Origin of the sequence: Polaribacter sp. P097, assembly GCF_036864555.1 — a bacterium.
Classification (GTDB): domain Bacteria; phylum Bacteroidota; class Bacteroidia; order Flavobacteriales; family Flavobacteriaceae; genus Polaribacter.
Genome location: NZ_JAZETJ010000001.1, coordinates 213,626 through 239,014 on the forward strand (window position 1 = coordinate 213,626; position 25,389 = coordinate 239,014).

General features: G+C 30.7%; 19 protein-coding genes. 14 read left to right on the plus strand and 5 right to left on the minus strand.

Annotated features, from left to right (window positions below):
- Window positions 1-16 precede the first annotated feature (16 nt).
- A complete protein-coding gene (radC, locus tag V7R38_RS01080; RefSeq protein ID WP_334055679.1) occupies window positions 17-703 on the minus strand; it encodes a RadC family protein in 687 nt (228 codons plus the stop codon).
- 111 nt (window positions 704-814) lie between these two features.
- On the opposite strand from radC, the gene trkA reads away from it, so the two are divergent.
- The 10 genes from trkA to V7R38_RS01130 all read left to right on the plus strand — a co-directional run bounded on the left by trkA (window position 815) and on the right by V7R38_RS01130 (window position 12,730).
- Window positions 815-2,161 carry a Trk system potassium transporter TrkA gene (trkA, locus tag V7R38_RS01085; protein WP_015482199.1) on the plus strand — a complete coding sequence of 449 codons (1,347 nt, stop codon included), beginning with the start codon at window positions 815-817 and terminating at the stop codon, window positions 2,159-2,161.
- Between the two features lies 1 nt (window position 2,162).
- Window positions 2,163-3,662, plus strand: a complete 1,500-nt coding sequence (locus V7R38_RS01090; protein ID WP_334055680.1) for a TrkH family potassium uptake protein — start codon at window positions 2,163-2,165, stop codon at window positions 3,660-3,662.
- A gap of 389 nt (window positions 3,663-4,051) precedes the next feature.
- On the plus strand, window positions 4,052-4,783 hold the full coding sequence (locus tag V7R38_RS01095) for a carboxypeptidase regulatory-like domain-containing protein (RefSeq protein ID WP_334055681.1): 732 nt from the start codon (window positions 4,052-4,054) through the stop codon (window positions 4,781-4,783).
- Between the two features lie 83 nt (window positions 4,784-4,866).
- Window positions 4,867-5,244, plus strand: a complete 378-nt coding sequence (locus V7R38_RS01100) for a PH domain-containing protein (RefSeq protein WP_334055682.1) — start codon at window positions 4,867-4,869, stop codon at window positions 5,242-5,244.
- A 119-nt stretch (window positions 5,245-5,363) separates the two neighbouring features.
- Window positions 5,364-5,888, plus strand: a complete 525-nt coding sequence (locus V7R38_RS01105) for a hypothetical protein (protein ID WP_334055683.1) — start codon at window positions 5,364-5,366, stop codon at window positions 5,886-5,888.
- Window positions 5,889-6,007: 119 nt separating this feature from the next.
- The gene (locus V7R38_RS01110) at window positions 6,008-7,150 is read left to right on the plus strand and encodes an acyltransferase family protein (RefSeq protein ID WP_334055684.1); all 1,143 of its coding nucleotides are present in this window, start codon (window positions 6,008-6,010) and stop codon (window positions 7,148-7,150) included.
- A gap of 142 nt (window positions 7,151-7,292) precedes the next feature.
- Window positions 7,293-10,226 (plus strand): lamin tail domain-containing protein, encoded by a 2,934-nt coding sequence (locus V7R38_RS01115; RefSeq protein WP_334055685.1) that lies wholly within the window; start codon window positions 7,293-7,295, stop codon window positions 10,224-10,226.
- Between the two features lie 24 nt (window positions 10,227-10,250).
- The gene (locus tag V7R38_RS01120; protein ID WP_015482192.1) at window positions 10,251-10,418 is read left to right on the plus strand and encodes a hypothetical protein; all 168 of its coding nucleotides are present in this window, start codon (window positions 10,251-10,253) and stop codon (window positions 10,416-10,418) included.
- 85 nt (window positions 10,419-10,503) lie between these two features.
- Window positions 10,504-11,640 carry a hypothetical protein gene (locus V7R38_RS01125; protein ID WP_334055686.1) on the plus strand — a complete coding sequence of 379 codons (1,137 nt, stop codon included), beginning with the start codon at window positions 10,504-10,506 and terminating at the stop codon, window positions 11,638-11,640.
- On the plus strand, window positions 11,630-12,730 hold the full coding sequence (locus V7R38_RS01130; protein WP_334055687.1) for a nucleotidyltransferase domain-containing protein: 1,101 nt from the start codon (window positions 11,630-11,632) through the stop codon (window positions 12,728-12,730). Before V7R38_RS01125 ends, V7R38_RS01130 begins: the two co-directional genes overlap by 11 nt.
- On the opposite strand, the gene V7R38_RS01135 is transcribed toward V7R38_RS01130, so the two are convergent.
- On the minus strand, window positions 12,727-14,079 hold the full coding sequence (locus V7R38_RS01135) for a UDP-N-acetylmuramate--L-alanine ligase (protein WP_334055688.1): 1,353 nt from the start codon (window positions 14,077-14,079) through the stop codon (window positions 12,727-12,729). The genes V7R38_RS01130 and V7R38_RS01135 overlap by 4 nt on opposite strands.
- A gap of 168 nt (window positions 14,080-14,247) precedes the next feature.
- Here V7R38_RS01135 and V7R38_RS01140 point away from each other — a divergent pair, with 168 nt between their 5' ends.
- Window positions 14,248-20,850, plus strand: coding sequence for an alpha-2-macroglobulin family protein (locus tag V7R38_RS01140; RefSeq protein WP_334055689.1), 6,603 nt, complete (start codon window positions 14,248-14,250; stop codon window positions 20,848-20,850).
- Between the two features lie 99 nt (window positions 20,851-20,949).
- Window positions 20,950-21,423: a hypothetical protein gene (locus V7R38_RS01145; RefSeq protein WP_334055690.1), complete on the plus strand. Its 474-nt coding sequence runs from the start codon at window positions 20,950-20,952 to the stop codon at window positions 21,421-21,423.
- 62 nt (window positions 21,424-21,485) lie between these two features.
- Here V7R38_RS01145 and V7R38_RS01150 read toward each other — a convergent pair whose 3' ends face one another.
- Window positions 21,486-22,004, minus strand: a complete 519-nt coding sequence (locus V7R38_RS01150; protein ID WP_334055691.1) for a DUF4136 domain-containing protein — start codon at window positions 22,002-22,004, stop codon at window positions 21,486-21,488.
- 4 nt (window positions 22,005-22,008) lie between these two features.
- Window positions 22,009-23,058, minus strand: a complete 1,050-nt coding sequence (locus V7R38_RS01155; protein WP_334055692.1) for a M28 family peptidase — start codon at window positions 23,056-23,058, stop codon at window positions 22,009-22,011.
- A 146-nt stretch (window positions 23,059-23,204) separates the two neighbouring features.
- Between V7R38_RS01155 and kdsA the strand changes: the two genes are divergently transcribed.
- Window positions 23,205-24,023 carry a 3-deoxy-8-phosphooctulonate synthase gene (gene kdsA / locus V7R38_RS01160; RefSeq protein ID WP_334055693.1) on the plus strand — a complete coding sequence of 273 codons (819 nt, stop codon included), beginning with the start codon at window positions 23,205-23,207 and terminating at the stop codon, window positions 24,021-24,023.
- A gap of 38 nt (window positions 24,024-24,061) precedes the next feature.
- Window positions 24,062-25,021 carry a transglutaminase domain-containing protein gene (locus tag V7R38_RS01165; RefSeq protein WP_334055694.1) on the plus strand — a complete coding sequence of 320 codons (960 nt, stop codon included), beginning with the start codon at window positions 24,062-24,064 and terminating at the stop codon, window positions 25,019-25,021.
- Here the strand turns inward: V7R38_RS01165 and V7R38_RS01170 are convergent.
- On the minus strand, window positions 25,018-25,389 hold the full coding sequence (locus tag V7R38_RS01170) for a DUF1801 domain-containing protein (protein ID WP_334055695.1): 372 nt from the start codon (window positions 25,387-25,389) through the stop codon (window positions 25,018-25,020). The two genes, V7R38_RS01165 and V7R38_RS01170, sit on opposite strands and share 4 nt — an antisense overlap.

Here is a 25,389-nt window from a genome sequence, read left to right on the forward strand (position 1 = left end):
ATTTAGCAAAAACATTTTATAAGATGCCTTCATCTGCAAAGCTAAAATACCATTTTTCAGTAATTATTAGATGATCTAACAGTTTTATATCTAAAGTTGCTCCTGCTCTTTTTACTTTTTCTGTGAGTTGTTTATCTGCTTGGCTAGGTTCTAATTTTCCTGAAGGATGATTATGACACACAATCATGCCTACTGAAGCCAACTCTATAGCTCGTTTAAAAAGCAGCCTTATATCTACAACAGTTGCAGTTAGGCCACCTTTACTAATTTGGTTTTTGGCCAATACTTTGTTTGAATTATTTAAAAAAAGTACCCAAAACTCTTCGTGTTCTAAATCTCCAATTATCGGTTGCATCAAATTAAACACAGCTTTACTACTTGTAATTTTTGGTTTTTCTAAAGCTGTTTCTAATTGCCTTCTTTTACCTAATTCTAAAGCAGTAATTATTGCAATTGCTTTTGCTTCTCCTATACCTTTAAATGTAGAAAGCTTTTCTACAGTAAGCTTTGCTAACTGATTAATATTACCTTCTACCGATTTTAAAATTCGTTGAGATAATGCTACTGCACTTTCTTGCCTATTTCCAGATCCAATTAAAATGGCTATTAATTCTGCATCAGACAATGCACTTTTTCCTTTAGCCAGTAACTTTTCTCGAGGTCTATCATCAATAGCCCAGGTTTTTATGGTTAACTTTTCCATCAATCAATTTTTTCTAAAAATACCAAAATTGCGGTTTAAAAAAGAAAATTCTTTTTAAAAGAAGTCTTTATAGACTTTTGTATCTTTGTGCCAGATTTCTATTTTTTTTATATGAAGATTATAATAGCAGGTGCTGGAGATGTAGGTTTTCATTTAGCAAAATTACTTTCTTACGAATCTCAAGATACTTACATCATCGACTTTGATGGTGAAAAATTAAACTATATTAATAATCATTTAGATGTAATAACACAAAAGGGTGATGCCACTTCTATAAAATTATTAAAGGAAATTGGTATCGATTCTGCAGACCTTCTTATTGCTGTAACAGATAGCCAAAACACAAATTTTACAATTTCGGTAATTGGTAAATCGTTAGGCGCTAAAAAAACTATTGCAAGAATTGACAATCCTGAATTTTTAAATGATTGCGAGGTTGACTTTTCTAAGTTTGGTTTAGATTTTATGATATCGCCTCAAGAATTGGCAGCGAATGAAATAAAATTATTGTTAAATCAATCTTCATTTAACGATACTGTTGCTTTTGAAAGTGGATTGTTTAATGTTATGGGTACTGAGCTTTCTTACAAATCGCCTTTGGTAGATTTAACCGTAAAAGAGGCCAAACAGAAGTTTTCGAATGTAGATTTTATTACAATTGCTATTAAACGTGAAAACGTTGCTCAAACCATTATTCCTAGAGGGGATACCACGTATAGAATAGATGATCAAGTGTATTTTTCTGTACCAAATTACAGTATGGAAGACCTTTACCCTATTATTGGTAAGAAGCAATTTGATATTAAAAATGTACTTATTTTAGGTGGAAGTAGTATTGGAGAAAAAACTGCCAGAAGCCTTTGCGAAGATAATTTTAAAGTAAAGTTGATTGAGAAAAACAGGGAAAAAGCAGAAATGCTTGCAGAAACCCTTTGTGATACTTTAGTCATTAATGGTGATGGACGTGATTTAGAATTATTAGAAGAAGAAAATATTAGAGAAACTGATGCCTTTATTGCGGTTACAGGTAATTCTGAAACCAACATCATGTCTTGCTTGGTAGCAAAATCAAAAGGGGTTAAGAAAACCATAGCCTTAGTTGAAAACATGGATTATATTGATATTTCACAAACTATTGGTATACAATCCTTAATTAATAAAAAGCTAATTGCTGCCAGTAATATTTTTAAGCACATTAGAAAAGGTGAAATTTTAGAGTTGGCCAATTTGCACAACATAGATGCAGAGGTATTTGAATTTGAAGTAAGACCAAATGCAAAAGTAACCAAACACCCAATTAGAGATTTACGCTTTCCTAGAGAAGCCGTTTTTGGAGGTGTTATTAGAGATGGTAATGCTTTAATGTCTTTTGGAGATATGCAAATTCAAAGTGGAGATAAAGTAATTGTATTTTGTTTACCAGAAGCTATTGGTACAGTAGAGCGTTTTTTTAATTAAAATGAACAACTTGAACCTTAAGATTATATATCGTTTTTTAGGAATCACTGCTATTCTTAATGGTTGCTTTATGTTTATTGCATTTCCTTTTAGTTTCTTCTCTGAAGAAAAAGAAGCTTGGGGAATCTTAAATGCTGGTATTATAACTGTCTTTATTGGCTTATTACTTTTCTTTTTCAACAAACCCACACATAAAAATATTCAGAAAAAAGAAGGATACTTAATTGTAACTTTTGGTTGGTTGATACTTTCCATCACAGGAATGTTACCCTATTTATTATCTGGTGCAATACCTACTATTTCAGATGCTTTTTTCGAAACGATATCTGGTTATTCCACAACAGGCTCTTCTATATTAACAAATATAGAAGCTATGCCCAAAGGTATTCTCTTTTGGAGAAGTGCCACTCATTGGATTGGAGGAATGGGTATTATTGTATTAACCATTGCCATTTTGCCACTCTTAGGAATTGGAGGTATGCAATTGTTTATGGCAGAAGCTCCTGGACCATCTGCAGACAAACTGCATCCTAGAATTACAGATACTGCAAAGCGTTTGTACCTTATTTATGTGGTATTAACCTTTGCTGAATTCTTTTTGTTAAAAGCGGCTGGTATGACATGGTTTGATGCTATTAATCATGCAATGGCCACAGTAAGTACAGGAGGTTTCTCTACGAAAACAGATAGTATTGCCTTTTATAATGGTTCACCTATTATACAATACATCATTATATTCTTTATGTTCATTGCTGGTACTAACTTTGTACTGACTTATTTTGCATTAAAAGGTAAGGTTAAAAAAGTATATGAAAGTGAAGAATTTAGATACTATTTCTTCGGAATTTTAGGTATTTCTATGATAATTTCTGTAATCATCATCTTTTTTAAAGATGAAACAATGGTTACTACACTTGCACATCCTGAGGTATTAGGTAAAACTGAAAGCGCCATAAGACATTCTTTATTTATGGTAACATCTGTTGTTACAACCACAGGTTTTGTTTCTGCTGATTTTACTATGTGGAATTTCTTTGCAACCGGAATTTTCTTTGCATTATTCTTTACTGGTGGTTCTGCTGGTTCTACGAGTGGTGGTGTAAAAGTTGTTAGGCACATTGTGATGTTAAAGAATAGCTTTTTAGAATTTAAAAAAGCGCTACACCCTAATGCAATTATACCTGTAAGATATGATGGTAAATCCGTGAATCAAACCATTGTATTTAATATCATTTCTTTCTTCATAATTTACATGCTTATTTTTATTATGGCCTCTGTAACCTTAACGCTTTTAGGTTTAGACTTTTTGTCTGCTTTAGGTGCTGCAGCCTCTTCTTTAGGTAATATTGGTCCTGCAATTGGCTCTGTAAGCCCAGTAGATAACTTTGCTCATTTAACTGCGCCTGCAAAATGGTTTTGTTCTTTCTTAATGTTAATTGGTAGATTAGAATTGTTTACGGTATTAATATTATTTACACCTTTCTTTTGGAGAAAAAACTAATCTAAATAACCATTCTTTTAAAAGTTTCATAGTTTAAAAATATAGTGCGTTAGTTTTTAGTAATTGTTCACCTTAAAATGATCATTAGCTCACTAACTTTTTATTGAAAGCTTAGAAAGTTTTACCAATTTATTGTACAATATTTTAAAAAATATACTAGTATATTTTTTAAAAAACACAAGTGTAATGATAAAAAAGTATAGCAGCAGTGATAAACTTACACCTTAGAAATTGATAAAAAGCATCTAAGAATCCTAAAGGTTAAATAGAACCTAAGCCTTTTTTAATACATGGAAGTTATAACATATGCTCGTAAATTTTTAAGGGTAAACTCAATTTATTAAATTAGCTCCTAGCAAGTAAGCTGTCCTCATTAAAATTTAGAAATTATGAAAGTAAATTATTTGGTTCTCACGTTAGCAATTCTTGTAGGATTTACTTCTTGTGGTGGAAGTGATGATTCAATGACAAACCCTATTACTTCCGGAAACATTAGTGGTTCTGTAAATTTGTACGATGAGTCAGTAACACAAATTGATAATAATGGGATGACTGTTAAAGTAGAAGGAACCTCTATTTCAACGACTACTGATATAGATGGAAAATTTACATTGACAGACGTACCTTTTGGCACATATACTTTGACATATGAAAAATCGGGTTATGGTACATTTAAAAGGTTTGATGTTGATCATAATAATGGAAATACTTTTATAGCAGATGCACCATCATTAGGACAGAAATCGACAACCTCAGTAACAAACTTAAGTATTAATTCAAGCAGTAGTTTTCCTGTCATCATTACTACAACCACAAACCCTGTTGCAAATCAAGCAGATACAAGATATATTCGATTTTTCTTTTCTACAGATGCAAACGTTAGTAGTGAAAATTTCGATTCTGTACTTGAAACTTACCCAATAAACGATACTCCTCACAATCTAAATATAAGTCAGGCCTCATTAGATGCTTTAGGTTTTGCTAGTGGAACTACGGTTTATGTGAAAAGTTATGGAGAATCATTTTGGGGAAATCAATATGATGATCCTAACTTAGGAAGACAGGTTTTTCCGAATTTAAATTTAAATTCAGCTGCAGCAGTTTCATTTGTAATGCCTTAATACAATAGAAATGTAGTATTGCAAAATAACAAAGTACAAAGCAATTAAAAAGGAGTAAATTGCAAATAAAAATTTAAAATACTATGGGATTATTCAATAAAATTTTAGGGAACGCAAGTGAAGTATCTTCAGAAAAGTTAACTGAAAAATACGGTAGATTACTAATTCAAAATGAAAGTATTGAGTTAGGATTCAAACTCTTAAGAGATACTTTTATGTTTACAGATAAACGTCTAATTCTAATTGAAATTCAAGGAATTACAGGAAGCAAAATAGAATATAAAACGTTGCCTTATAAAAGTATTTCAAGGTTTTCTTTAGAAACTTCTGGCACATTTGATTTGGATGCTGAACTAAAAATTTGGATTTCAAGTGAAGATATGCCCTCAATAAGTAAAAAGTTCAATAAAAGTATAGACGTTTATGAAGTACAGAAATACTTAGCAGCTAAAATCATGTAATTCAAGAAAGACTACTTTTCCAGTGTAATAAAAACATACGTAATTCATTTTTTTGATAATACAGTTTGTATTTTTTACATTAGTTCTCAAAGTAAAACAATGAATCAATACATTTAAAAGTGAATAATTTTGAAGAAAGACTGAAAGGTGGCCATCCAAATTCTTTAGGAAATACTATTGAAATAGTGAATGAAGTCTTAGTTAATACTCATTATTTTCATGAATTATTTAATTGTTATTTTAGTGATGATGAAGTAGTAAGACTGCGAACTTCAAACGCAATGAAGCGCTTGTGCAAAGCAAACAAAAGCCTTTTAATTCCTTATCTAGATGAGTTTTTAACGAATATTAAAAACATCAATCAAGCCTCTACCCAATGGACATTATCACAACTTTTCGGAATGTTAGAAAAGGATATGAGTGCTATTCAAATCGATAAAGCAAAGGAGATTATGAAAAATAATCTCGCAAATCACCAAGATTGGATTGTACTGAATCAAACTATGGATACCCTTATAAAATGGTCTAAAAACGATACCAATTTAAAAAACTGGTTGAAACCTCATTTAGAACAACTTACAAACGATAAAAGAAAATCGGTTTCAAACCGAGCTAAAAAAATGTTAAACAACCTTAATAAATAAAAATAATTACAAAGGAAAATTAAGTATATTACCCATCATAAATTTTATAGCCTATAGTAAACAATTACTCTTCTCTTACCTTAACATATAAATTAAAATAAAAAAACGAAAGGGTTTAAATGCGTAAAAACGAAAGACTATATTATTTTGATTGGTTGAGAGTACTTGCTTTTTGGTTACTTATTTTTTTCCATTCTTGGCAACCTTTTAATAACTTCCATTGGCTTATAGAAAGTAACAACACCTCCATTATTGCTGACATATTAACCGTTTTTACACACGGATGGAGGTTACATCTCATTTTTTTGGTTTCAGGATTAGGTACGTGGTTTGCTATGAAAACAAGCAAAAAACAGTTTTTTAAAGATCGATTTAAAAGGTTAATCATTCCATTTGCTTTTGCTTCAATACTCATTACACCTTCACAACGATTTTTCCAGGCAATGCAAGATAAAGAAGCATTTCAAAATTATCTCTATTTTTTAGAAAGCTATCCTTCAAGAATTTTAGACCATGATTTTTCATTTAGCTTTTTGCTATGGTTCAAAGAAATTGGTATTCATCTTTGGTATTTGCCATATTTACTAGTAATGACTTTTGTGTTGTATCCTATTTTTACAAAAATCAAAAACAAGGAAATTAAATTTGATTGGATAAAAAATGTCATGAATAAACCCTATGGTATTTTTGTATTGGCTTTACCCATTTTTATATGTAGACTCATATTAAAACCCATTTTTCCAGCTTATACAGATTGGGCTGATTTCTTCACCTATTTATGGTCATTTTTATATGGTTTTGTTTTAATAAATGATATAGATTACTGGATGGTTATTATCAAAAGAAATAAAAATAAACTTTTAATAGTAGGTGTACTATGCTCTTTATCATTAATAATTGGTTCAAGTAATGAAAACTTGGTAAGTGCATATTTGCATCCTAAATTTGACTGGTATCATGTGTTAATTACTACTTTAAGTGCTTTAATTGCGTTTTCTTGGATCATGTATTTTGTGGACTTATTTTCAGAAAAAATGAATTTTAAAAGCTCCATTTTACCAGAAGCCAATAACAGCATCTTACCCATATATGTGCTACACCAAAGCATTATAGTAGCAGTTGGTTATTACGTAGTTCAATTAAATTTAGGAAGTCTCATTGAATTTCTAATCATTTTAATTACCACTATTCTTACTTGTTTGTTATTATACAAATTTTTAAAGCGTAATGCAGTTTTAAAAACACTGTTTGGCATAAAGTAAAACACCTCAACTTAAACTTATCATTAACAAAACCTTACGTTTTATTTCAAATTTTAAGAAATGATTAATTCTTTAAATCTGCCCAAAATGGATTATCAATTACTTAGTATTTGTTGTAGTTTCAGGGCTTAAAATTATAACTATGAAACAAAAAAACTTATTTATTTTATTCTTTTTACTTTTCCTGCTTTTCAATGTAAATATTACATTTTCTCAAATTTACAATGCTGACTTTTCAAATAATGGTGATGGCTTTACTGATCACACAACCACATCAGCTCCTGCAGCTGCGCCTGCTGAAGTTGGTCCTTTTGGTAGTTCAGGAAATCAATGGTCATTATCATATACATCTTTACCTGCAACTGACGGCTCAGCCAATTCTTTTAAGGTTGTAGATGGAGCATTAATCTCAGATGATTGGGGAGGCCAGGGAATATTTCAAAGTCAAAGTATCGATGTATCAGCAATTAATTCAGTAGATATTTCAGCATTATCTCAAAACACTGGTGCGAATGATAATGATTTTAAATATTTTTACATCCTAGATGGAGGTTCAAGAGTTGAAACTGCCAATATCTCATCTAGTAATGGAGATAATGTAAATTACACTATAACAGTAGATGTTTCTGGTGTAAATTCAATAGTTGTTGGATTTGAATTTGATGAAAATGGAGGTGGTGATGGTTACACTACTTCATCATTCACAGTATCTGAATCTGCTGCTGCTACTCCAGGTGTATCATTAAGCGCTGTATCTGGAAATACGAATGAAGATGGATCAACAGCAACATTTACATTGGTTTTGGATGTACAACCTACAAATGATGTTGTTTTAAATGTTTCAAGTGGCGATACTGGAGAGGTTACAGTATCTCCTTCAACCTTAACTTTTACTAATGGAAATTGGAATACGCCACAAACTGTTACAGCTACTGGTGTTAATGATGCTAATCAAGATGGTAGCGTAGATGTTACCATTACTATTTCTGTAAATGATGCATTATCCGATGACGCATATGATCCAATAGCTGATGTAACCACTACTGTAACTAATGAAGATGACGAATTACCAAATTTGGTTATTAATGAATTCATGGCAGATCCAGATGCAACTAATGGTGATGCTAATGGTGATGGTTCTGTAGATACAAGTCAAGATGAATTTATTGAAATTTATAATGCTTCTGGCAGTGAATTGAATATTGGTGGGTATACTATTGAAGATAGTAGTGGATTAAGACATACATTCCCAAAAGGAACTATATTGCCTACAGCTGGAACTATTGTTGTATTTGGTGGTGGTACACCAACAAATATCCCTTCATTAACTCAAGTATCTTCTGTTGGCTTCTTAGGTTTAAATAATGGAGGAGATACAATAACTATAAAAGATGCTGGTGGAACAGTTGTAACTTCGTACAGCTATAGTAGTGAAGGAGGTAATAATATTTCATTAGCAAGAAATCCAGATTTAACTGGTAGTTTTGTAACACATGATAATGTAACTGGAAATGGAGGGGTTTTATTTTCTCCAGGAAGAGACAATACAGACAATACTGGTTTTTATAATACATGGTCTGGAACAACTAATAATGTTTGGAGTACAGCTACTAACTGGCTTGATAGTGATAATCCGTCAGCTGCATCAGATAATATATACATCCCAAGTGGTTTAACAAATTATCCAACAACTAGTTCTGCAGTTACCGTTAACGCTACTTTTGTTGGATCAGGAGCTTCTTTAATAGCTCAAAGTACTTATTCAGGTACAATTTATTACCAAAGAAATTTAGGAACTACAAATTGGTACTTAGTTTCAAGTCCTGTTGGTGGGGAAAATATGACGGATATGAGAGCTAACAATGACTTTGCAAGCGGAACAGCGTCTAACATTGGTTTTGCCCCTTATGACAATTCTCAAGCTAGCAGCAATGATAGATGGGATTACTTTGCAAATACAGCAACAACTGCTTTAGTTGACGGAAAAGGTTACTCTACAAAATTGGCATCTGCAGGTAATATTACTTTTTCTGGATCAATGAATGTTAGTGATTTCACATCAATAAACCTATCAGATAATAGTGGTGGTAGTGGAAACGCTTTTAACTTATTGGGTAATCCTTACCCTTCATTTATTTCTATTTCTTCCTTATTAAGTGCTAACGATTCTGGTGGAAATAATTTGTTAACAGAATCAACAATTTGGATTTGGAATGAAGGAACAAGCACTTACGATCAGAGAAATTCAGCAACTACAGGTGCGAATGCATTTATAGCGCCTGGACAAGGTTTCTTTGTTAATGCAGATGGTGCTAGTACAACTTTTAATATTACAGAGGTTATGCAATCACATGGCTCAGGAGAATCATTTCAAAAAAACAGTAGAACAGAAATTAAATTATTTCTTTCAGATGAATCAAAAATAAGAAAATCGGAAATTTATTATATAAATGGTACTACAACCAATTTTGATAATGGTTACGATAGTTCAATTTTTGGAGGTATTACAAATGATTTTCAAGTTTATACGAAACATGTGACTAACAATAATGTTGATGAACAGAAATTAGGGATACAATCACTACCTAACTCAAATTACGAAAATATGGTTATACCAATTGGAGTAATAGCAGATGCAAACAAAGAAATTACTTTTTCTACTGAAGTTGCAAATTTGCCTGAAGGCCTAAATGTGTACTTAGAAGATAGAACTGCAAATACATTTACCCAATTAGATGAAGTAAACTCTGAATACAAAATAACGCTAACCGAAAAATTAGATGGAATAGGTCGTTTTTACCTCCACACTACATCTAGTGCACTTGATTTAAAAGAAGTAGATCTGAATTCAATTCGTATTTACCAAACTAGCAATTCTAACTTGATGATAGCAGGTTTACCACAAGGTAAATCAACCTTTAAATTATTTAATCTATTAGGTAAAGAGATATTGAATAATTCATTTTCAAGCAGTGGAAATAAAGAGATTGTTCTACCAAATTTAGCTAGCGGAATTTATATTGTTCAGTTAGAAACTGAATCAGGAAAATTGAATAAAAAAATCACTTTAGAATAATACGAGTTTAAAAAGATAAAGAAGATGGAAAACAAAAACAACAAACAAAAAGATATCACTCGTAAAGAAGCGATAAAAAAAATAGGCAACTATGGTAAATATGCAGCATTAACTGCTTTAGGTACTTATATGATATTAAACCCTAAAAAAGCCCAAGCTCAAAGCCCTGAAGCTCCAGGATTTGGTTTTTAACTTAACTTTAAAATACAACCCAAAACGCCTCAATCATTGAGGCGTTTTCTAGTTATACTCAATATTATTTTTTACATTTAGAACAATGAAAAAAAACGAATTACTTTATAAAGTTATTGAAGACAAAACCATTACTTGGTTTAAAAACAGCAATGAGTATATCATTTTTGAAAATACAACCGCAGACATTTTAAAACGAATTCATAAAGGAATTCCGATTAAAGTTATTGCAGAAGCTGTTGCTAAAAAATTGAGTGTCCCATTAGAAAAAAGTATCGACTTTATTATTGATTTAGAGAATCAAATAAACAAATCGTTAACAAAACTTAGCCCTGAATTAATTAACGATTATAGAGATATTAAAAAACCTAAGAAATATAAGTACATTAAATATTACCAAATAAATGATATTATATTTCATGTGGCTTATTTAAATGATTTAGAGTTGTCTTACATTCATCCAAAATTTGCACATTTAGAAATAGCAGAAACTAAAAAAGTAAACTACTTCTATGAAATTTTTATAGACACCAACTATATTTTTCTTTATCTAGACAACGAATTTATTGGTGCTTGGGGAAGTAAAGAAATTCATTTTTTTCAAGGAAAATTTTCTATGGAACTGATTCAGAAAATTCATCAGAAAGAAGAGGAAGAATGGTTAGGGGTTTTCCATGCATCTGCCATTGGAAATGGAGAAAAATCCATATTATTTTTAGGTGATTCTGGTAATGGAAAAAGTACTTCTTTGGCCTTACTTCAAGCAAATGGTTTTACCTGTTTGGCTGATGATTTTGTACCTATAGCAGCAAATGAATTGGAAGTGTTTAGTTTTCCTGCAGCCATTTCTATCAAAAAGAATAGTCTAGATACCCTGCTACCCTTTTATGCTGAACTGGCTGATGCAAAGGAATATGAGTATGAACGATTGAATAAAATTGTACGCTATTTAAAACCTAATAATACCAATTATAAAAGTTATCTGCCTTGCAATGATTTAGTCTTTATTAAATATGAAAAATCGAGTAAGCTAGAATTCGATAAAATTTCTAAACTAGATGCATTTCAACAATTAGTACCAGATTCTTGGTTATCTCCCAAAAAAGAGAATGCAGAAAAGTTCTTGAATTGGTTTGAAGGATTAAACTGCTATCAGTTAACCTACTCAAACAATGATGAGATGATTAAAGCTGTAAAACAACTTTTTGAGAATGAATTATAGAGAAACACTTTTTTTTATTGCGGAATGTTTAACCATTAACACGATATCCAAAAATAAGAAAAGAATAGAAAATCAGTTAAAAATCAATGCCGTGAATTGGGATGATATTGTAAAACTTAGTACCGCTCATTATGTATTTCCTGCATTATTTTGTAATCTTAAAAAAGCTAAGTTTTTAGCGTATTTACCTGAAGATTTAGTTGCCTACATGCAACATATTACAAACTTAAATAGAGAGAGAAATCAGGGAATTATAGACCAAGCTAAAGAGCTAAATAACCTATTGATAGCAAACCAAATACAACCTGTTTTTCTTAAAGGTACAGGTAATTTATTAGAAGGATTGTATGAAGATATTGCAAAACGAATGGTAGGTGATATCGATTTTATTTTTTCGAAAGAAGATTATCCTAAAGTTATCTCAATTTTAGAGACAAATGGATATAAAAAGGTTCATCAAACTGAATATGATTTTCCCTCATTTAAACATCATCCTAGATTACAGAAAGAAGGAACAATTGCTGCTGTAGAAATTCATAAGGAATTATTAATTGAAAAATATGCAGATGAATTTAATTACGAGCTTATCGCAAAAGATGTCCAAGAAATTAATGGATTTAAAGTAATGAGTTACAAGAATCAACTTGCACTATCTATAATTGCCAAACAGATTAACGATGCTGGTTTTTATTATAAAGACTTAGCATTAAGAAATGCTTATGATGTTTTTTTATTATCACAAAAAACCAAAGCATTATCTGCTTTTGATCATTTTAACGCTTTAAAAAATCCTTTAAATTGCTTTCTCGCAAGTTGCTATAGTGCTTTCAATAAACCTGAATGTCTGGCATACAAATCAACTTTAGAAATAGAAGAGTATTTGTCAATTTTCGAAGCACAATTGAATAACAGTTCTTTAAGAACTAAAAACTTTAAAGCTGCAGAACGAAAATTATTTATAAAGTCGCGTGCTAACATCCTTTACAAATCTATTTTTGACAAAGAATACAGAAAATGGCTCTCTAAAAGAGTTACTGATAAAAATTGGCAACAAGAAAAATTAGTTCAACTTGGTTTCAAAAAAAACTAAACCAATTGCTTTACCTCTTCAAAATATAAGCCTCCATAATTACCAGAACTCATTAAAACTACAGCTGATTTTTCTAAATTCTCAGAAAATAAAAAGTCTTTAAATTCTTTTGGGTTGGTATAGATTACTAAGTCATCTCTTTGAAATGCGTTTGCTATTTGCTCTTTAGACACCTCTTCTAATTGCTTAATCTCAACTGCATGTGGTGAATAAAATACCACAGCTTTGTCTGCTGCATCTAATGCACCTTTATATTCAGATAGAAATTCCACATTTAAACTAGAATACGTATGCAGTTCTAAACAAGCAATAAGTGTTCTCTCCTTGTATTGTTCTTTAACCGCTTTTGTGGTGGCAGCTACTTTACTTGGGCTGTGTGCGAAATCTTTAAATAATACTGTTTCTGAATTCTCTGCAATTTTTTCTAAACGTTTACTAGCGCCACTAAAACTTGCAATGGCCTCATAGAAATCGTCTTCATCAATTCCCATATGTTGACAAATCCATTTTGCCCCTGCTAAATTTTGCAAATTGTGTTTTCCGAAAATTTCTAATGGTAAATCACCTTCTTCTGTTTCTAAATAGGTGATGCCATTATCAATAAAATGACTAGGCGTTTCGTAAGGGTATTTTTTGATATGATTTTCTGATGACTCTACTATTTCAGCTACATTTTCATCCTCAGAATTGTATACCATACTTCCCCCATTAATCATAGAGTCTGTAAAAATTTTGAACTGCTCTTTATAGTTTTCAAAGGTTGGAAAAACATTTATATGATCCCAAGCAATACCACTTAACAAGGCAATGTTTGGTTTGTACAAATGGAATTTAGGGCGCATATCTATAGGTGAACTCAAATATTCATCGCCCTCTAAAACAATAAAATCATTCTCTTCTGTTAAATGCACCATAGTTTCAAAACCATCTAGTTGCGCACCAACCATGTAATCTACTTCTCTATCATGATAATTTAAAACATGTAAAATCATTGAAGTTATGGTAGTTTTACCATGAGAACCACCAATTACCACCCTAGTTTTATCTTTAGATTGTTCGTATAAAAACTCAGGATATGAATATATTTTTAAACCCATTTCTTGTGCTTTTACCAATTCTGGATTATCAATTTTAGCGTGCATTCCTAAAATAATCACATCTAAATCTTGACTAATTTTCTCAGGAAACCAGCCAAATGCTTCAGGTAATAATCCATATTTTTCTAACCTAGATTTAGAAGGATCATGAATTGTATCATCACTTCCTGAAACTTGGTATCCTTTTTGGTGTAAAGCAATGGCTAGGTTGTGCATTGCACTACCTCCAATAGCAATAAAATGTATGTTCATATCAAAAATTATAAAGAGTAAAAATACAAAAGCTTTCTGCAATATTAATTACCTTTAGAACGAAACTGACTATAAATATTAGATTTATGTTGCAATAAATCTTAATAGAAACACTTGTAGTTATTTAATGCCTGATATACATATCATTAAAAATTAAATTGATTAACGATGATAAAAAGAATAAGTATTGTACTAATAATTTTAATTTGTGCAGCAACCAACGCTCAAAACAACTATAAAAATCTATGGAAAAAAGTAGAAGTTTTTGAGATTGATGGCTTACCTAAATCTGCCTTAAAAGTAGTTGATAGCATTTATGCAAAAGCTAAAAGTGAACAAGAATCTCCACAAATTATTAAGTCTTTATTCTATAAAAGTAAGTTTGCTTTAATCTTAGAAGAAGATGCTCAATTAAAGGTTATTAACCAGTTAAAACTGGAAATTAAAGCATCCAATTATCCTACAAAAAATATTTTGCAAAATGTTTTAGCCAACTTATACTGGCAATATTTTAATCAGAATAGATATAAATTTTACAATAGAACAGAAACAAAGAGTAAAGTTAATAGCAACGATTTTAGAACTTGGGATTTAAATACCTTATTTAAAGAAGTTCATGCTTATTTTGACAAGTCATTACTAGAAAGTGAAATTCTACAGGGTATTGATATTACCTTATTTCAAGATATTTTATTGTTAGATAAAGAGGCTAGAACATATACTCCTACCCTATTTGATTTTTTAGCAAACAATGCTTTAAACTTTTACAAAACCAATGAAAGCGCAATTACAAAACCAAGTTATCAATTTGTAATTGATGATGCCAAATATATTGCTGATTACACCAAATATAAGAAGCTAAATATCAATGCCAAAGACTCACTTTCTTTACAATTAAATGCATTGAAAATTTATCAAAAAATTATTGATTTTCATGCAACAGCAGAAAATTATGATGCCTTAGCTTTTATTGATATTAAAAGGCTAGAATTTGTAAATGCTAATGCCACTTTTAATGATAAAGAGAAGCATCTATATCAAACTTTAAAAATAGCTAAACAAACATTAAAAAACACACCATCATCTGGTATGTATGCGTTTAAAATGGCAGAGATTTTAAATAATCAAGCCAATAAGAAAGCAGCTTTAGCCATCTGTAATGAAGTTCTTAAAAAGTTTCCAGAAAGTCTAGGAGCACAAAAATGCCAGATACTTCAAAAGAACATTACAGCCAAAACCCTTGCTATAACTACTGAAGAGTTTATCCCTATAAATCAAAAATCACGATTATTAGTAACCTATAAAAATATATCCAAACTTTATTTTAAAGCGTATCGAATAAATAATAATCAATTAAGAGTTTTTAACAAGACACATAATTTAGAAGCTAGACTAAAATTAATTAATGTATTAAATGAAGTAACTTCTTGGCAACAAGCCTTAAGAGATGAAAAAGATTATATACAGCATAGTACAGAAATAATTGTTCCTGAATTTAAAAACGGAATGTATTTAATTATAGCATCAGAAGAACAAAAACCAAGCATTAAAAGCATTTATGGAACAGCAACCATTCAAGCTACGAATTTAACTTTGGTAAAGAATTCTTTTAATGGTACAAATAACTTTCAAGTTGTAGATCGTGTTTCTGGAGAACCAATAAAAAAAGCTGAAATTAGATTAACCAATAAATACAGGTATAGAGGTGCTTCTATAATGAAAACATTAAAAACAGACAAAAAAGGTTTTGCCTCTTACAACAGTCGTAACTACTACAGCAATGTAGACATAAAAGTTACCACTAAAAAGGATACGCTTTTATTAGCATCGAATACCATATACGAGAAATCACAAAAATTCAATTCTTCTGAAGAGGATGAAATACGTATTAAGCCTTTTATTTTTGCAGATAGAAGCATTTATAGACCAGGCCAAAAAGTATATTTTAAAGCGATTCTAATTAAAAAGATTGGTGAAAAATCTGAGCTATTAACCAATGAATTTGTAGAAATTACATTAAAAGATGTTAATGGTCAAGTAGTAAAACAACTAGACCTAAAACTAAATGAATATGGTTCTGTTGCTGGTGAATTTACATTACCTGACAATGGTTTAACTGGTGAGTATAGCATAGAAATAGATGAAAGTTATGAGTATGATAGTAAATTTTATGATAATGCTGATTTTTACTTTGAATATCCCACCTTTAAAAAAATTGCAGTAGAAGAATACAAAAGACCAAAGTTCGAAACAACTTTTAACGCTGTTAAAGAAACCTTTAAAGTAAATGATTCAATTTCAGTTACTGGCTTGTCTAAAGCTTTTTCGGGTGCTAGTATTACAGATGCAACTGTAGTTTATCGTGTAAAAAGAATGGTACAATACCCAAGTTGGTATTATTGGTACAGACCAAGACCAAGCTCTGAATCTCAAGAAATTACGAATGGAGAAACAACTACAAATGAAAATGGTGAGTTTACCATTGTTTTTAAAGCAATTCCAGATTCTAAAACAGATAAGGAAAGTTTGCCTATTTTTAGTTATGAAATTACTGCAGATGTAACAGATGTAAATGGAGAGACCAGAAGCGCAACTCAAATTGTAAAAGTTGGGTATCATAGTTTGGTAGCTAAAATCAATGCACCTAATAGAATTGATAAAAACAACCCTGCAAGCCTTACCATTAATACTAAAAATCTAAACGATGAATTTGTTGCTGCTAAAGGAACTCTTAAAATATATAAATTAAATGCACCTAAAACTGCTTTGAGGCCAAGACCATGGGCTGCACCTGATTATCAACAAATTTCTGAAAGGGAATTTAGAAGTTTATTTCCTCATGATCCTTATTTCAATAATGAGAGCGATGAAAAAAACTGGACTAAAGGTAAACTTGTATTCTCCACTAAATTTGACACCGAAAAATCTAAAGAAATTCAGCTAGAAAAGACTAGTAAATGGCTCTCTGGAAAATACATAGTTGTATTAGAAAGTAAAGATAAATTTGGCCAAGAAGTTAAAGATCAACAAAGAGTTACAGTTTTCTCTAAAAATGATAAGAAAGTTGCAGACCAGAAATTATTTACAATAAATACAGATAAAATTTTATATGCAACTGGTGATGATGTTTTGGTTACAGTAGGCTCTGCCTCTAAAAATATAACGGTTGTACTTCAAGTAGAAAAAAATCACAAAATTTTAAGCACACAGTTAATTACTTTAAATAATGAAACTAAAACCATTAAAATTCCTGTTGATAAAAACGATATTGGTGGTTTTGCTATAAAATGGCATTATGTGAATTTTAATTATTTTGAAAGCGGAAATCTATCAATTAATGTTACTGAAAAAAGTAATAACATCAGTTTTATCACAAATGTTTTTAGAGATAAATTACAGCCAGGTCAAACAGAAACTTGGAGTTTTTCTATAAACAATGATACAAATGATGCTATTGCTGCAGAAGTTTTAGCCTCTATGTACGATGCTTCTTTAGATGAGTTTAAAGCACATAATTGGCAATTTAACCCTACAACATCTAAATCTAAATATTATAGTTATAGCAGAAGCTCATCTAACAGTTTTGATAATGTGAGGTTTTCCATAAAAAACTTACCTGTTCAATATTATACCTATCCAAAGATTGGTGCAACTTATTACAATTGGTTTGGTTTTAATATTTCTGCAAACAACTATTTGAATCAGCAATATTTAAGAAATCTAAGAGCAGAAGCAAAAGCTAAAATCATAGAAGATAGAGATGATTATGATTTTATTATTAGAGGAACAATTTCTGATGAGAGTGGAGTTTTACCTGGAGTTTCTATAAGAGTAGTTGGTACAACTTATGGTGCTGAGACTGATTTTGATGGTAACTATACCTTAAAAGTAAAAAAGGGGGAAGAACTTAAATTTGCATATTTAGGCTATAAAATAGTTTCAAAAACAATAACAGACAATAATACTTTTAATCTAAGCCTAGAAGAAGATGCCAGTACATTAGACGAAGTTGTAGTAGTTGGTTATGGTACCTCTACAAAAACAGCTATGGTTGGCTCTGCAAGCAGAAATGCAAGTATGAGAAAAGCACTACAAGGAGAAGTTGCAGGAGTTACTATTTTAAATGATACAGGTCAACCAGGAGCAAATAGTGAATTGAGAATAAGAGGTAATGCTTCAGTTAGTGGCACTAAAAACCCTTTGTACATTGTTGATGGAAAAGTAGTAACCGAGTTTAATTTAGAACCCGCTGAAATTATTTCCATGAACGTTCTTAAGAACGCTGAAGCAACTGCACTTTATGGTGCTAAGGGTGCAAATGGTGTTGTAATTATTACGACCAAAACTGGGCAAGCAAAATTAGATAAGGAATTGTCTCAGGTACAAGCTCGTAAAAACTTTAAAGAAACAGCTTTCTTTTATCCCCAGTTAATAACCGATAAAAGTGGCCAAGTCTCATTTACTTTTACAATGCCAGAAGCTTTAACAAGATGGAAGTTACAATTGTTGGCTCATAGCAAATCGTTAAAATCGACAACAAAAACGTTACAAACCGTAACTCAAAAAGAATTAATGGTTGTACCTAATGCTCCTCGATTTTTGAGAGAAAAAGACACGATACATTTAAGTGCCAAAATTACCAATTTAACTAATAATCAATTGAGTGGTTTTGCTAAATTAATTTTAACGGATGCTATTTCTGGTAAAGAAATAAATTCAGAATTACAAAATATTGCCTCTAACAAAAACTTTACAGTAGATAAGGATGGTAATACCTCTGTTTCTTGGCAATTGGTAATTCCGGAAAACATTACTGCAGTTCAATATAAAATTGTTGCAAAAGCTGGAGATTTTTCTGATGGTGAACAAAATGTATTGCCTGTATTAACCAATAGAATGTTGGTTACAGAAACATTATCTATGTATGTAAAAACAAATCAAACTAAAACATTTACACTAGATAAATTAAAAAACAATACCTCATCAACGCTTAAAAATCATAAATTAACTTTAGAAATCACTTCTAATCCTGCTTGGTATGCCTTGCAAGCTTTACCTTATTTAATGGAGTATCCTTATGAATGTTCTGAGCAAACATTTTCTAGGTATTATGCCAATACAATAGGAAGTTATGTAGCCAATTCGAACCCAAGAATTCAAGAAGTTTTTAATGCGTGGAAAACATCTGATGCACTTTTATCGAATTTAGAAAAAAATCAAGAACTAAAATCGTTAATAATTCAAGAAACACCTTGGTTAAGAAGTGCACAATCAGAAAGTGAACAAAAGAAAAGAATTGCAATTTTATTCGATTTAAACCGAATGAAAAATGAACAACAAAAGAGCATAGAAAAATTAAAAGATATGCAAATGAGTTCAGGTGGTTTTCCTTGGTTTAAAGGTAGTAGGTATGAAAGTAATTTTATCACTCAATACATTGCTTCTGGTTTTGGTCATTTGAAACAATTAGGTGTATCTGAATTTGATACCTCTATCACAAATATGATGTCTAAAACTGTTCAGTATTTAGATAATGAAATAGCTGAGCAATTTAAAAAGCTATTAGAAAATGCTAGTAAAATTAAAGAAGAAGCGAAGATAGAAAAGTTAGGTAAAGAAGATTATAGTAATTATTTAAAGGCAAATCACTTAAACTATTTTACAATACAATATTTGTATATGCGCAGTTTTTATAGTGATATCTCTATGCCTGAAAAAAACGCAGATAGTTTTAACTATTACCTAAATCAAGCTCAGCAATATTGGCAAGACTATAATCTTTATGCGATAGGGCAAATTGCATTAGCATTGTTTCGAAACGATAAAAAAGGAACTGCAAATGCAATTCTTAAATCTTTAAAAGAGAACGCAATTACATCAGAGGAAATGGGCATGTACTGGAAAAGCAATACAGCTGGATACTATTATTATCAAGCGCCTATAGAAACCCAAGCTTTATTGATTGAAGCTTTTTCTGAAATTGAAAATGATATGGCAACCATAGATAATTTAAAAATTTGGCTGCTTAAAAATAAACAAACCAATAGTTGGAAAACTACGAAAGCTACCTCTGAAGCTGTATATGCTTTGTTGTTAAATGGCTCAGATTGGTTATCTGTTACAGAAATGGTTGATGTAACTATTGGAGATCAAAAAATACAGCCCACACAAATGCCAGATGTAAAAGTAGAAGCTGGTACAGGCTATTTTAAAACTTCTTGGAACAAAGAAGAAATTGAACAGAATATGGCAAATGTTACAATTTCTAAAAAAGGAAATGGAATTGCTTGGGGAGGTATGTATTGGCAATATTTTGAAGATTTAGATCAAATTACAAGTGCAGAAACACCTCTTAAACTTTCTAAGAAATTATTCTTAAAAACCAATTCAGATACTGGCAAAAAGCTAACAGAAATTACGAATAATTCCACAGTAAAAGTGGGTGATTTAATAACGGTAAGAATAGAACTTTCTACTGATAGAAATATGGAATTTATTCATTTAAAAGATATGAGAGCTTCTGGTGTAGAACCTGTTAATGTAATTTCTAAATACAAATGGCAAGATGGTTTAGGCTATTATGAAAGCACTAAAGATGCTGCAACAAACTTTTTCTTTAGCAGGTTACCCAAAGGAGTTTATGTATTTGAATACGATGTTCGTGTAAATAATGCTGGTAATTTTAGTAACGGAATTTCTACAATACAAAGCATGTATGCCCCAGAATTTAGTAGCCATTCTTCTGGAATTAGAATAAACATAAAAAATTAAATATCTTTAATTAGTTAATAATAATCTAAATGAGCTAATCTATTTCTTAAGTTACAAGTAGATTTGCTCTGTAATTAATTAAAATAAATAGTAAAAATTATGAAAAAATTAGTTTTAGGATTTGCTTTTATATTAGGAGCTTTATCAATGAATGCACAGTCTATTTCTGAAAATGCTTTGGGTATTAGATTAGGAGATGATGATGGTTTTGGAGGAGAAATTTCTTATCAAAGAGCTTTGGGCGATAACAATAGAGTAGAAATTGATTTAGGTATTAGAGATAACAGTAATTTTGATGGTTTTAAAGCCACAGGTATTTATCAATGGGTTTGGCAATTAGATGGTAATTTTAATTGGTATGCAGGTTTGGGTGCTGGTTTAGCAAATTATGACAGTAAAAGTACAGATGAGTCTGAGACTTTTGTTTTTGCAGCAGGAGATATTGGTATTGAATACAACTTTCCAAATACACCAATTTTACTTTCTTTAGATTATAGACCAGAATTTAGTTTCGGAGATCGTTTTAATGATTTTGGAAATGATGTCGCTTTTGGTATAAGATATCAGTTTTAGAAACAAAGTATAGCCCATAAAAAACCTCTAAATTAATTTAGAGGTTTTTTTATATCCAAAATTTATTTTGGTGGATATTGTTTTAGTATTTCATTTATAATAGAATTATAATGCAATTCCTTTTCTTCTGGAGTTCGTTTCTCTTTGACAGTTGAATTCAAAACTCCTTCCCATATTAAATTATTGGTTTTCGCATTAACAAATTCTATTTTAAAAGTTTCATTTAATTTTTTACCTCCAATTGGTATTCCACCAGAAATACCAAAACTACCATTTCTACCTCCAGAACCTATTCCTACTCCAATTCTTTTTCTATTTACAGCTTCAGAAGTCTTAACATAAACATTAATTAAAATACTTGGATTTTCATTGAGTACTAGGCCTTTTGCGCTCAATTCAGTTTGAATGATAGTCGTAACTCTTTTTACATCTAGTTCATTTAATCCTGCTCCAACATCCTCATAAAAATTGAATGATTTGAATGATGCAAAATCAAGTTCAGAATCATAATCAACCATAACCTTAGACCCAGAACAAGCTGTAATTAAAAAGACTATAAAAATGTATAAAAACTTCTTCATTCACTTATTTCTTTCGTTCTTCTAAAACAACTCTAGTGGGTGTATCTCTACCATTAATTATACTTTCAGTGCCTTTTGCAACAGCCTGAATGGTTTGTGTAATCACTGTCATGTTTAAGGTTTCAGCTTCATCAGAAACTTTATGATAATCTTTATCTACATCTATGGCAGTTGTAGAAAATGTATGAGAAGGGACACCTAACCTTGCCAAAGATGCATTGTCTGACCTAAAAAATAAATTAAAGTTTTTATACGGATCAGGAAATAATTGATACCCTGAACCTTCTAAATTCTTCTGAACAATTTTACCAAAATCAGATCTTTCAAAACCTGTTAACCAAGCAGTATTTGGCCCAAAACTTGGAGTTTTACCAATCATCTCTAAATTAATACCTGCCACAAACTTACTAGCATCTATAACTTTACCAAAATGTGTAGAACCAATTAAACCCATTTCTTCTGCTGTAAAAGCAGCGAAAACAATTGTTCTTTCATTACCCATCTTTTTAAAATATTCTGCCAAGGCTAAAACTCCTGTAACTCCAGAAGCATCATCATTTGCACCATTGTAAATAATATCACCTTCTCCATTTTTCTTCATTCCTAAATGATCATAATGTGCAGAAATAATTACATATTCATTTTTCTTTGATTTACCTTCTAAAACCCCAATAATGTTAGCGCTTGTAATTTCTTCTTTGCTTCTTCTAGGTGTAAAATTAAAGGTCTGTCTGTAAGTTTCTAATCCATCAAAAGTGGTTAAACCTATTCTTTTAAATTCGTTTTCTATATATTTTGCAGCTTTTTCTATCCCTTCTGTACCTGATTTTCTTCCTTGCATTTCATCCGAAGCTAAGGTGTACAGATGTTTCTTTACCATCGTAGAATCTATAAAAAAAGATGATTCTATGGTTTTAGCATTTAACACATCTGTTCTTTTTACTGCAGATGCTCCATCCTTACCATCTTTGCCATCATTCGCTTTTTGGCTTATTTTACAACTTGTAAAACTAAATAAGAGGCCAACTGCAAGTATTTTTATTGTATTTGTCATAATTAAAAGATAATTTATTCGATAAATATAGCCATTTTTTACCACCAACAGATTTATACATTAGGAATTGCAAAACAAATTAGCGAACCAATTATTAACAAGAATAGAAATTATAATTTCTGTACTTTTGCGTAAAATTTATACACATGATTTTATCTGAAATTCCAAATATAAAACACGTAAATTCTAATAATTTCTTTTTGCTTTGTGGGCCTTGTGCTATTGAAGGAGAGGATATGGCTTTAAGAATTGCAGAAAAAGTAATTACAATTACTGACAAATTAGAAATTCCTTATGTTTTTAAAGGAAGTTTTAAAAAGGCAAACAGAAGCAGAATTGATAGTTTTACTGGAATTGGAGATGAAAAAGCATTAAAAATTTTACGCAAAGTTTCTGAAACATTTAATGTACCAACTGTAACCGACATTCATGAAGTTTCTGATGCTGCTAAAGCTGCTGAGTATGTAGATGTTTTACAAATACCTGCATTCTTGGTTCGTCAAACAGATTTAGTGGTTGCTGCAGCTAAAACAGGTAAAGTAGTTAACTTGAAGAAAGGCCAATTTATGAGTCCTGGAGCTATGAAACACGCTGTTCAAAAAGTAAAAGATGCAGGTAATGAAAAAGCTTGGATTACGGATAGAGGAACAATGTTCGGTTACCAAGACATGATTGTAGATTTTAGAGGTATACCAGAAATGCGTGAATTTGCACCTACAGTTTTAGATGTAACACACTCTTTACAACAACCAAATCAAACAGTTGGAGTTACAGGAGGAAGACCTGAAATGATTGAAACCATTGCAAGAGCTGGTGTTGTAAATAATGTTGATGGTTTGTTTATAGAAACTCATTTTGACCCTTCTAATGCAAAGTCTGATGGAGCAAACATGTTGCATTTAGATAATTTAGAAAATTTACTTACCAATTTAGTGGCTATTAGAAAAACCATAAATAATTTATAGGCACAATATTTGATCTCTTAAGTTGTTAATTTATTTGAATGAAACAACTTGTATTTTTATTGGTATTTAGTTCGCTAACTATTTCTGCTCAATCTTATGATGATGTTGATGCTAAGGTTTTAAACTATCCTAGATATTCTAGTGTAGAAAATTTAGCAACTCAAATCCAGAAAGATTTTTCTACAGAGAAAGATAAAGCAAGAGCTGCTTTTTTTTGGTTGGCTAAAAATATTAGATACAATTTAAAAGAGTATTACAAACCTCAAAAAAGAAGTTATAGAATCAGCTATGCAACAGAGTTGGAAAAGGAACAGAAATACCAGCTGTTGGTAGACGATTTAGTTAATAAAACCTTTAAAAATAAAACTGGTGTTTGTGAAGAATATGCCCAGTCTTTTAAGAAAATTTGCGACTTACTTGATATAGAGTCTGAAGTTATAAAGGGTAATGTTAGAAATACTATTGCAGAAATAGGTAATGTTACAGCTGCTACAAATCATGCTTGGAATGCAGTAAAAATTGATGAAAAGTGGCTCATCTTAGATGCTACTTGGGCTGCAGGTTATGAATTTAATGGCAAGTGGATACGTGATTTTAATGACTATTTCTATGACATTTCAAAAGATAAAATTTTGAAATCTCATTATCCAGAAGATGCACTTTGGGTTTTACGATTTGGAAGAATGAGAAAAGAAGAATTTTACAATCAACCAATTTATAGTAATAATTTTCTGGGTTTAGAAGCAGAATTAATCGCACCAACAAAAGGAATTATTTCATTAAATAGCGAAGATTCTATTGAACTAAAATTTAAAAACTTAAAAGATTCGCTTTTACTTTTTTATGTTTTTAAAGGTTCTAATCGCGCTTTAAAACCAGCTATCATTAAAGAAGAAAAAATTTCGCTAGTAAAAATACCAAACCCTAAAAGAAATACAGATTTGGTGTTATTTATTAATAAGATTGATACGCTTCATTTTAAGATTAAACAACGTTAATTTTTCTTATAAAAACCTTTGTCTTTTAATTGATGTGCTTCTTGTAAAACGGTTAATAAAACTTCTTCGCTAATATCTTCTATGTTGTAGTATCTTAAAGATTTAACCACTTTTCTATTTTCAGATATTAGAAATTCATTATACTTTGTAAGATGTGCAGACGCCCAAAAAGCAACATCTACAAAGCCTTTTTTCTTGGATGGATTCAAATAACAAAAGGGCTTGTTATCTAAATAATAAAAAGGAATTTTCCATTTAAACTGCAAATCTACCTCTGGAAACGTACTTTCTATTAAAATTTGAAGGTGCAACAAAATAGACTTAAAGGGTTCTGGTTGATCTAAAATATATCTTTCTGCTGGTTTCAT

Excerpts from the sequence above, each read along its gene's own strand:
- V7R38_RS01120 (WP_015482192.1), top strand. The coding sequence starts at position 10,251 with ATGGAAAACAAAAACAACAAACAAAAAGATATCACTCGTAAAGAAGCG.
- V7R38_RS01170 (WP_334055695.1), bottom strand. The coding sequence starts at position 25,389 with ATGAAACCAGCAGAAAGATATATTTTAGATCAACCAGAACCCTTTAAG.
- V7R38_RS01130 (WP_334055687.1), top strand. The coding sequence starts at position 11,630 with ATGAATTATAGAGAAACACTTTTTTTTATTGCGGAATGTTTAACCATT.
- V7R38_RS01150 (WP_334055691.1), bottom strand. The coding sequence starts at position 22,004 with ATGAAGAAGTTTTTATACATTTTTATAGTCTTTTTAATTACAGCTTGT.
- kdsA (WP_334055693.1), top strand. The coding sequence starts at position 23,205 with ATGATTTTATCTGAAATTCCAAATATAAAACACGTAAATTCTAATAAT.
- V7R38_RS01090 (WP_334055680.1), top strand. The coding sequence starts at position 2,163 with ATGAACAACTTGAACCTTAAGATTATATATCGTTTTTTAGGAATCACT.
- V7R38_RS01145 (WP_334055690.1), top strand. The coding sequence starts at position 20,950 with ATGAAAAAATTAGTTTTAGGATTTGCTTTTATATTAGGAGCTTTATCA.
- V7R38_RS01140 (WP_334055689.1), top strand. The coding sequence starts at position 14,248 with ATGATAAAAAGAATAAGTATTGTACTAATAATTTTAATTTGTGCAGCA.
- V7R38_RS01100 (WP_334055682.1), top strand. The coding sequence starts at position 4,867 with ATGGGATTATTCAATAAAATTTTAGGGAACGCAAGTGAAGTATCTTCA.
- radC (WP_334055679.1), bottom strand. The coding sequence starts at position 703 with ATGGAAAAGTTAACCATAAAAACCTGGGCTATTGATGATAGACCTCGA.
- V7R38_RS01165 (WP_334055694.1), top strand. The coding sequence starts at position 24,062 with ATGAAACAACTTGTATTTTTATTGGTATTTAGTTCGCTAACTATTTCT.
- V7R38_RS01135 (WP_334055688.1), bottom strand. The coding sequence starts at position 14,079 with ATGAACATACATTTTATTGCTATTGGAGGTAGTGCAATGCACAACCTA.
- V7R38_RS01115 (WP_334055685.1), top strand. The coding sequence starts at position 7,293 with ATGAAACAAAAAAACTTATTTATTTTATTCTTTTTACTTTTCCTGCTT.
- V7R38_RS01155 (WP_334055692.1), bottom strand. The coding sequence starts at position 23,058 with ATGACAAATACAATAAAAATACTTGCAGTTGGCCTCTTATTTAGTTTT.
- trkA (WP_015482199.1), top strand. The coding sequence starts at position 815 with ATGAAGATTATAATAGCAGGTGCTGGAGATGTAGGTTTTCATTTAGCA.
- V7R38_RS01095 (WP_334055681.1), top strand. The coding sequence starts at position 4,052 with ATGAAAGTAAATTATTTGGTTCTCACGTTAGCAATTCTTGTAGGATTT.
- V7R38_RS01125 (WP_334055686.1), top strand. The coding sequence starts at position 10,504 with ATGAAAAAAAACGAATTACTTTATAAAGTTATTGAAGACAAAACCATT.
- V7R38_RS01110 (WP_334055684.1), top strand. The coding sequence starts at position 6,008 with ATGCGTAAAAACGAAAGACTATATTATTTTGATTGGTTGAGAGTACTT.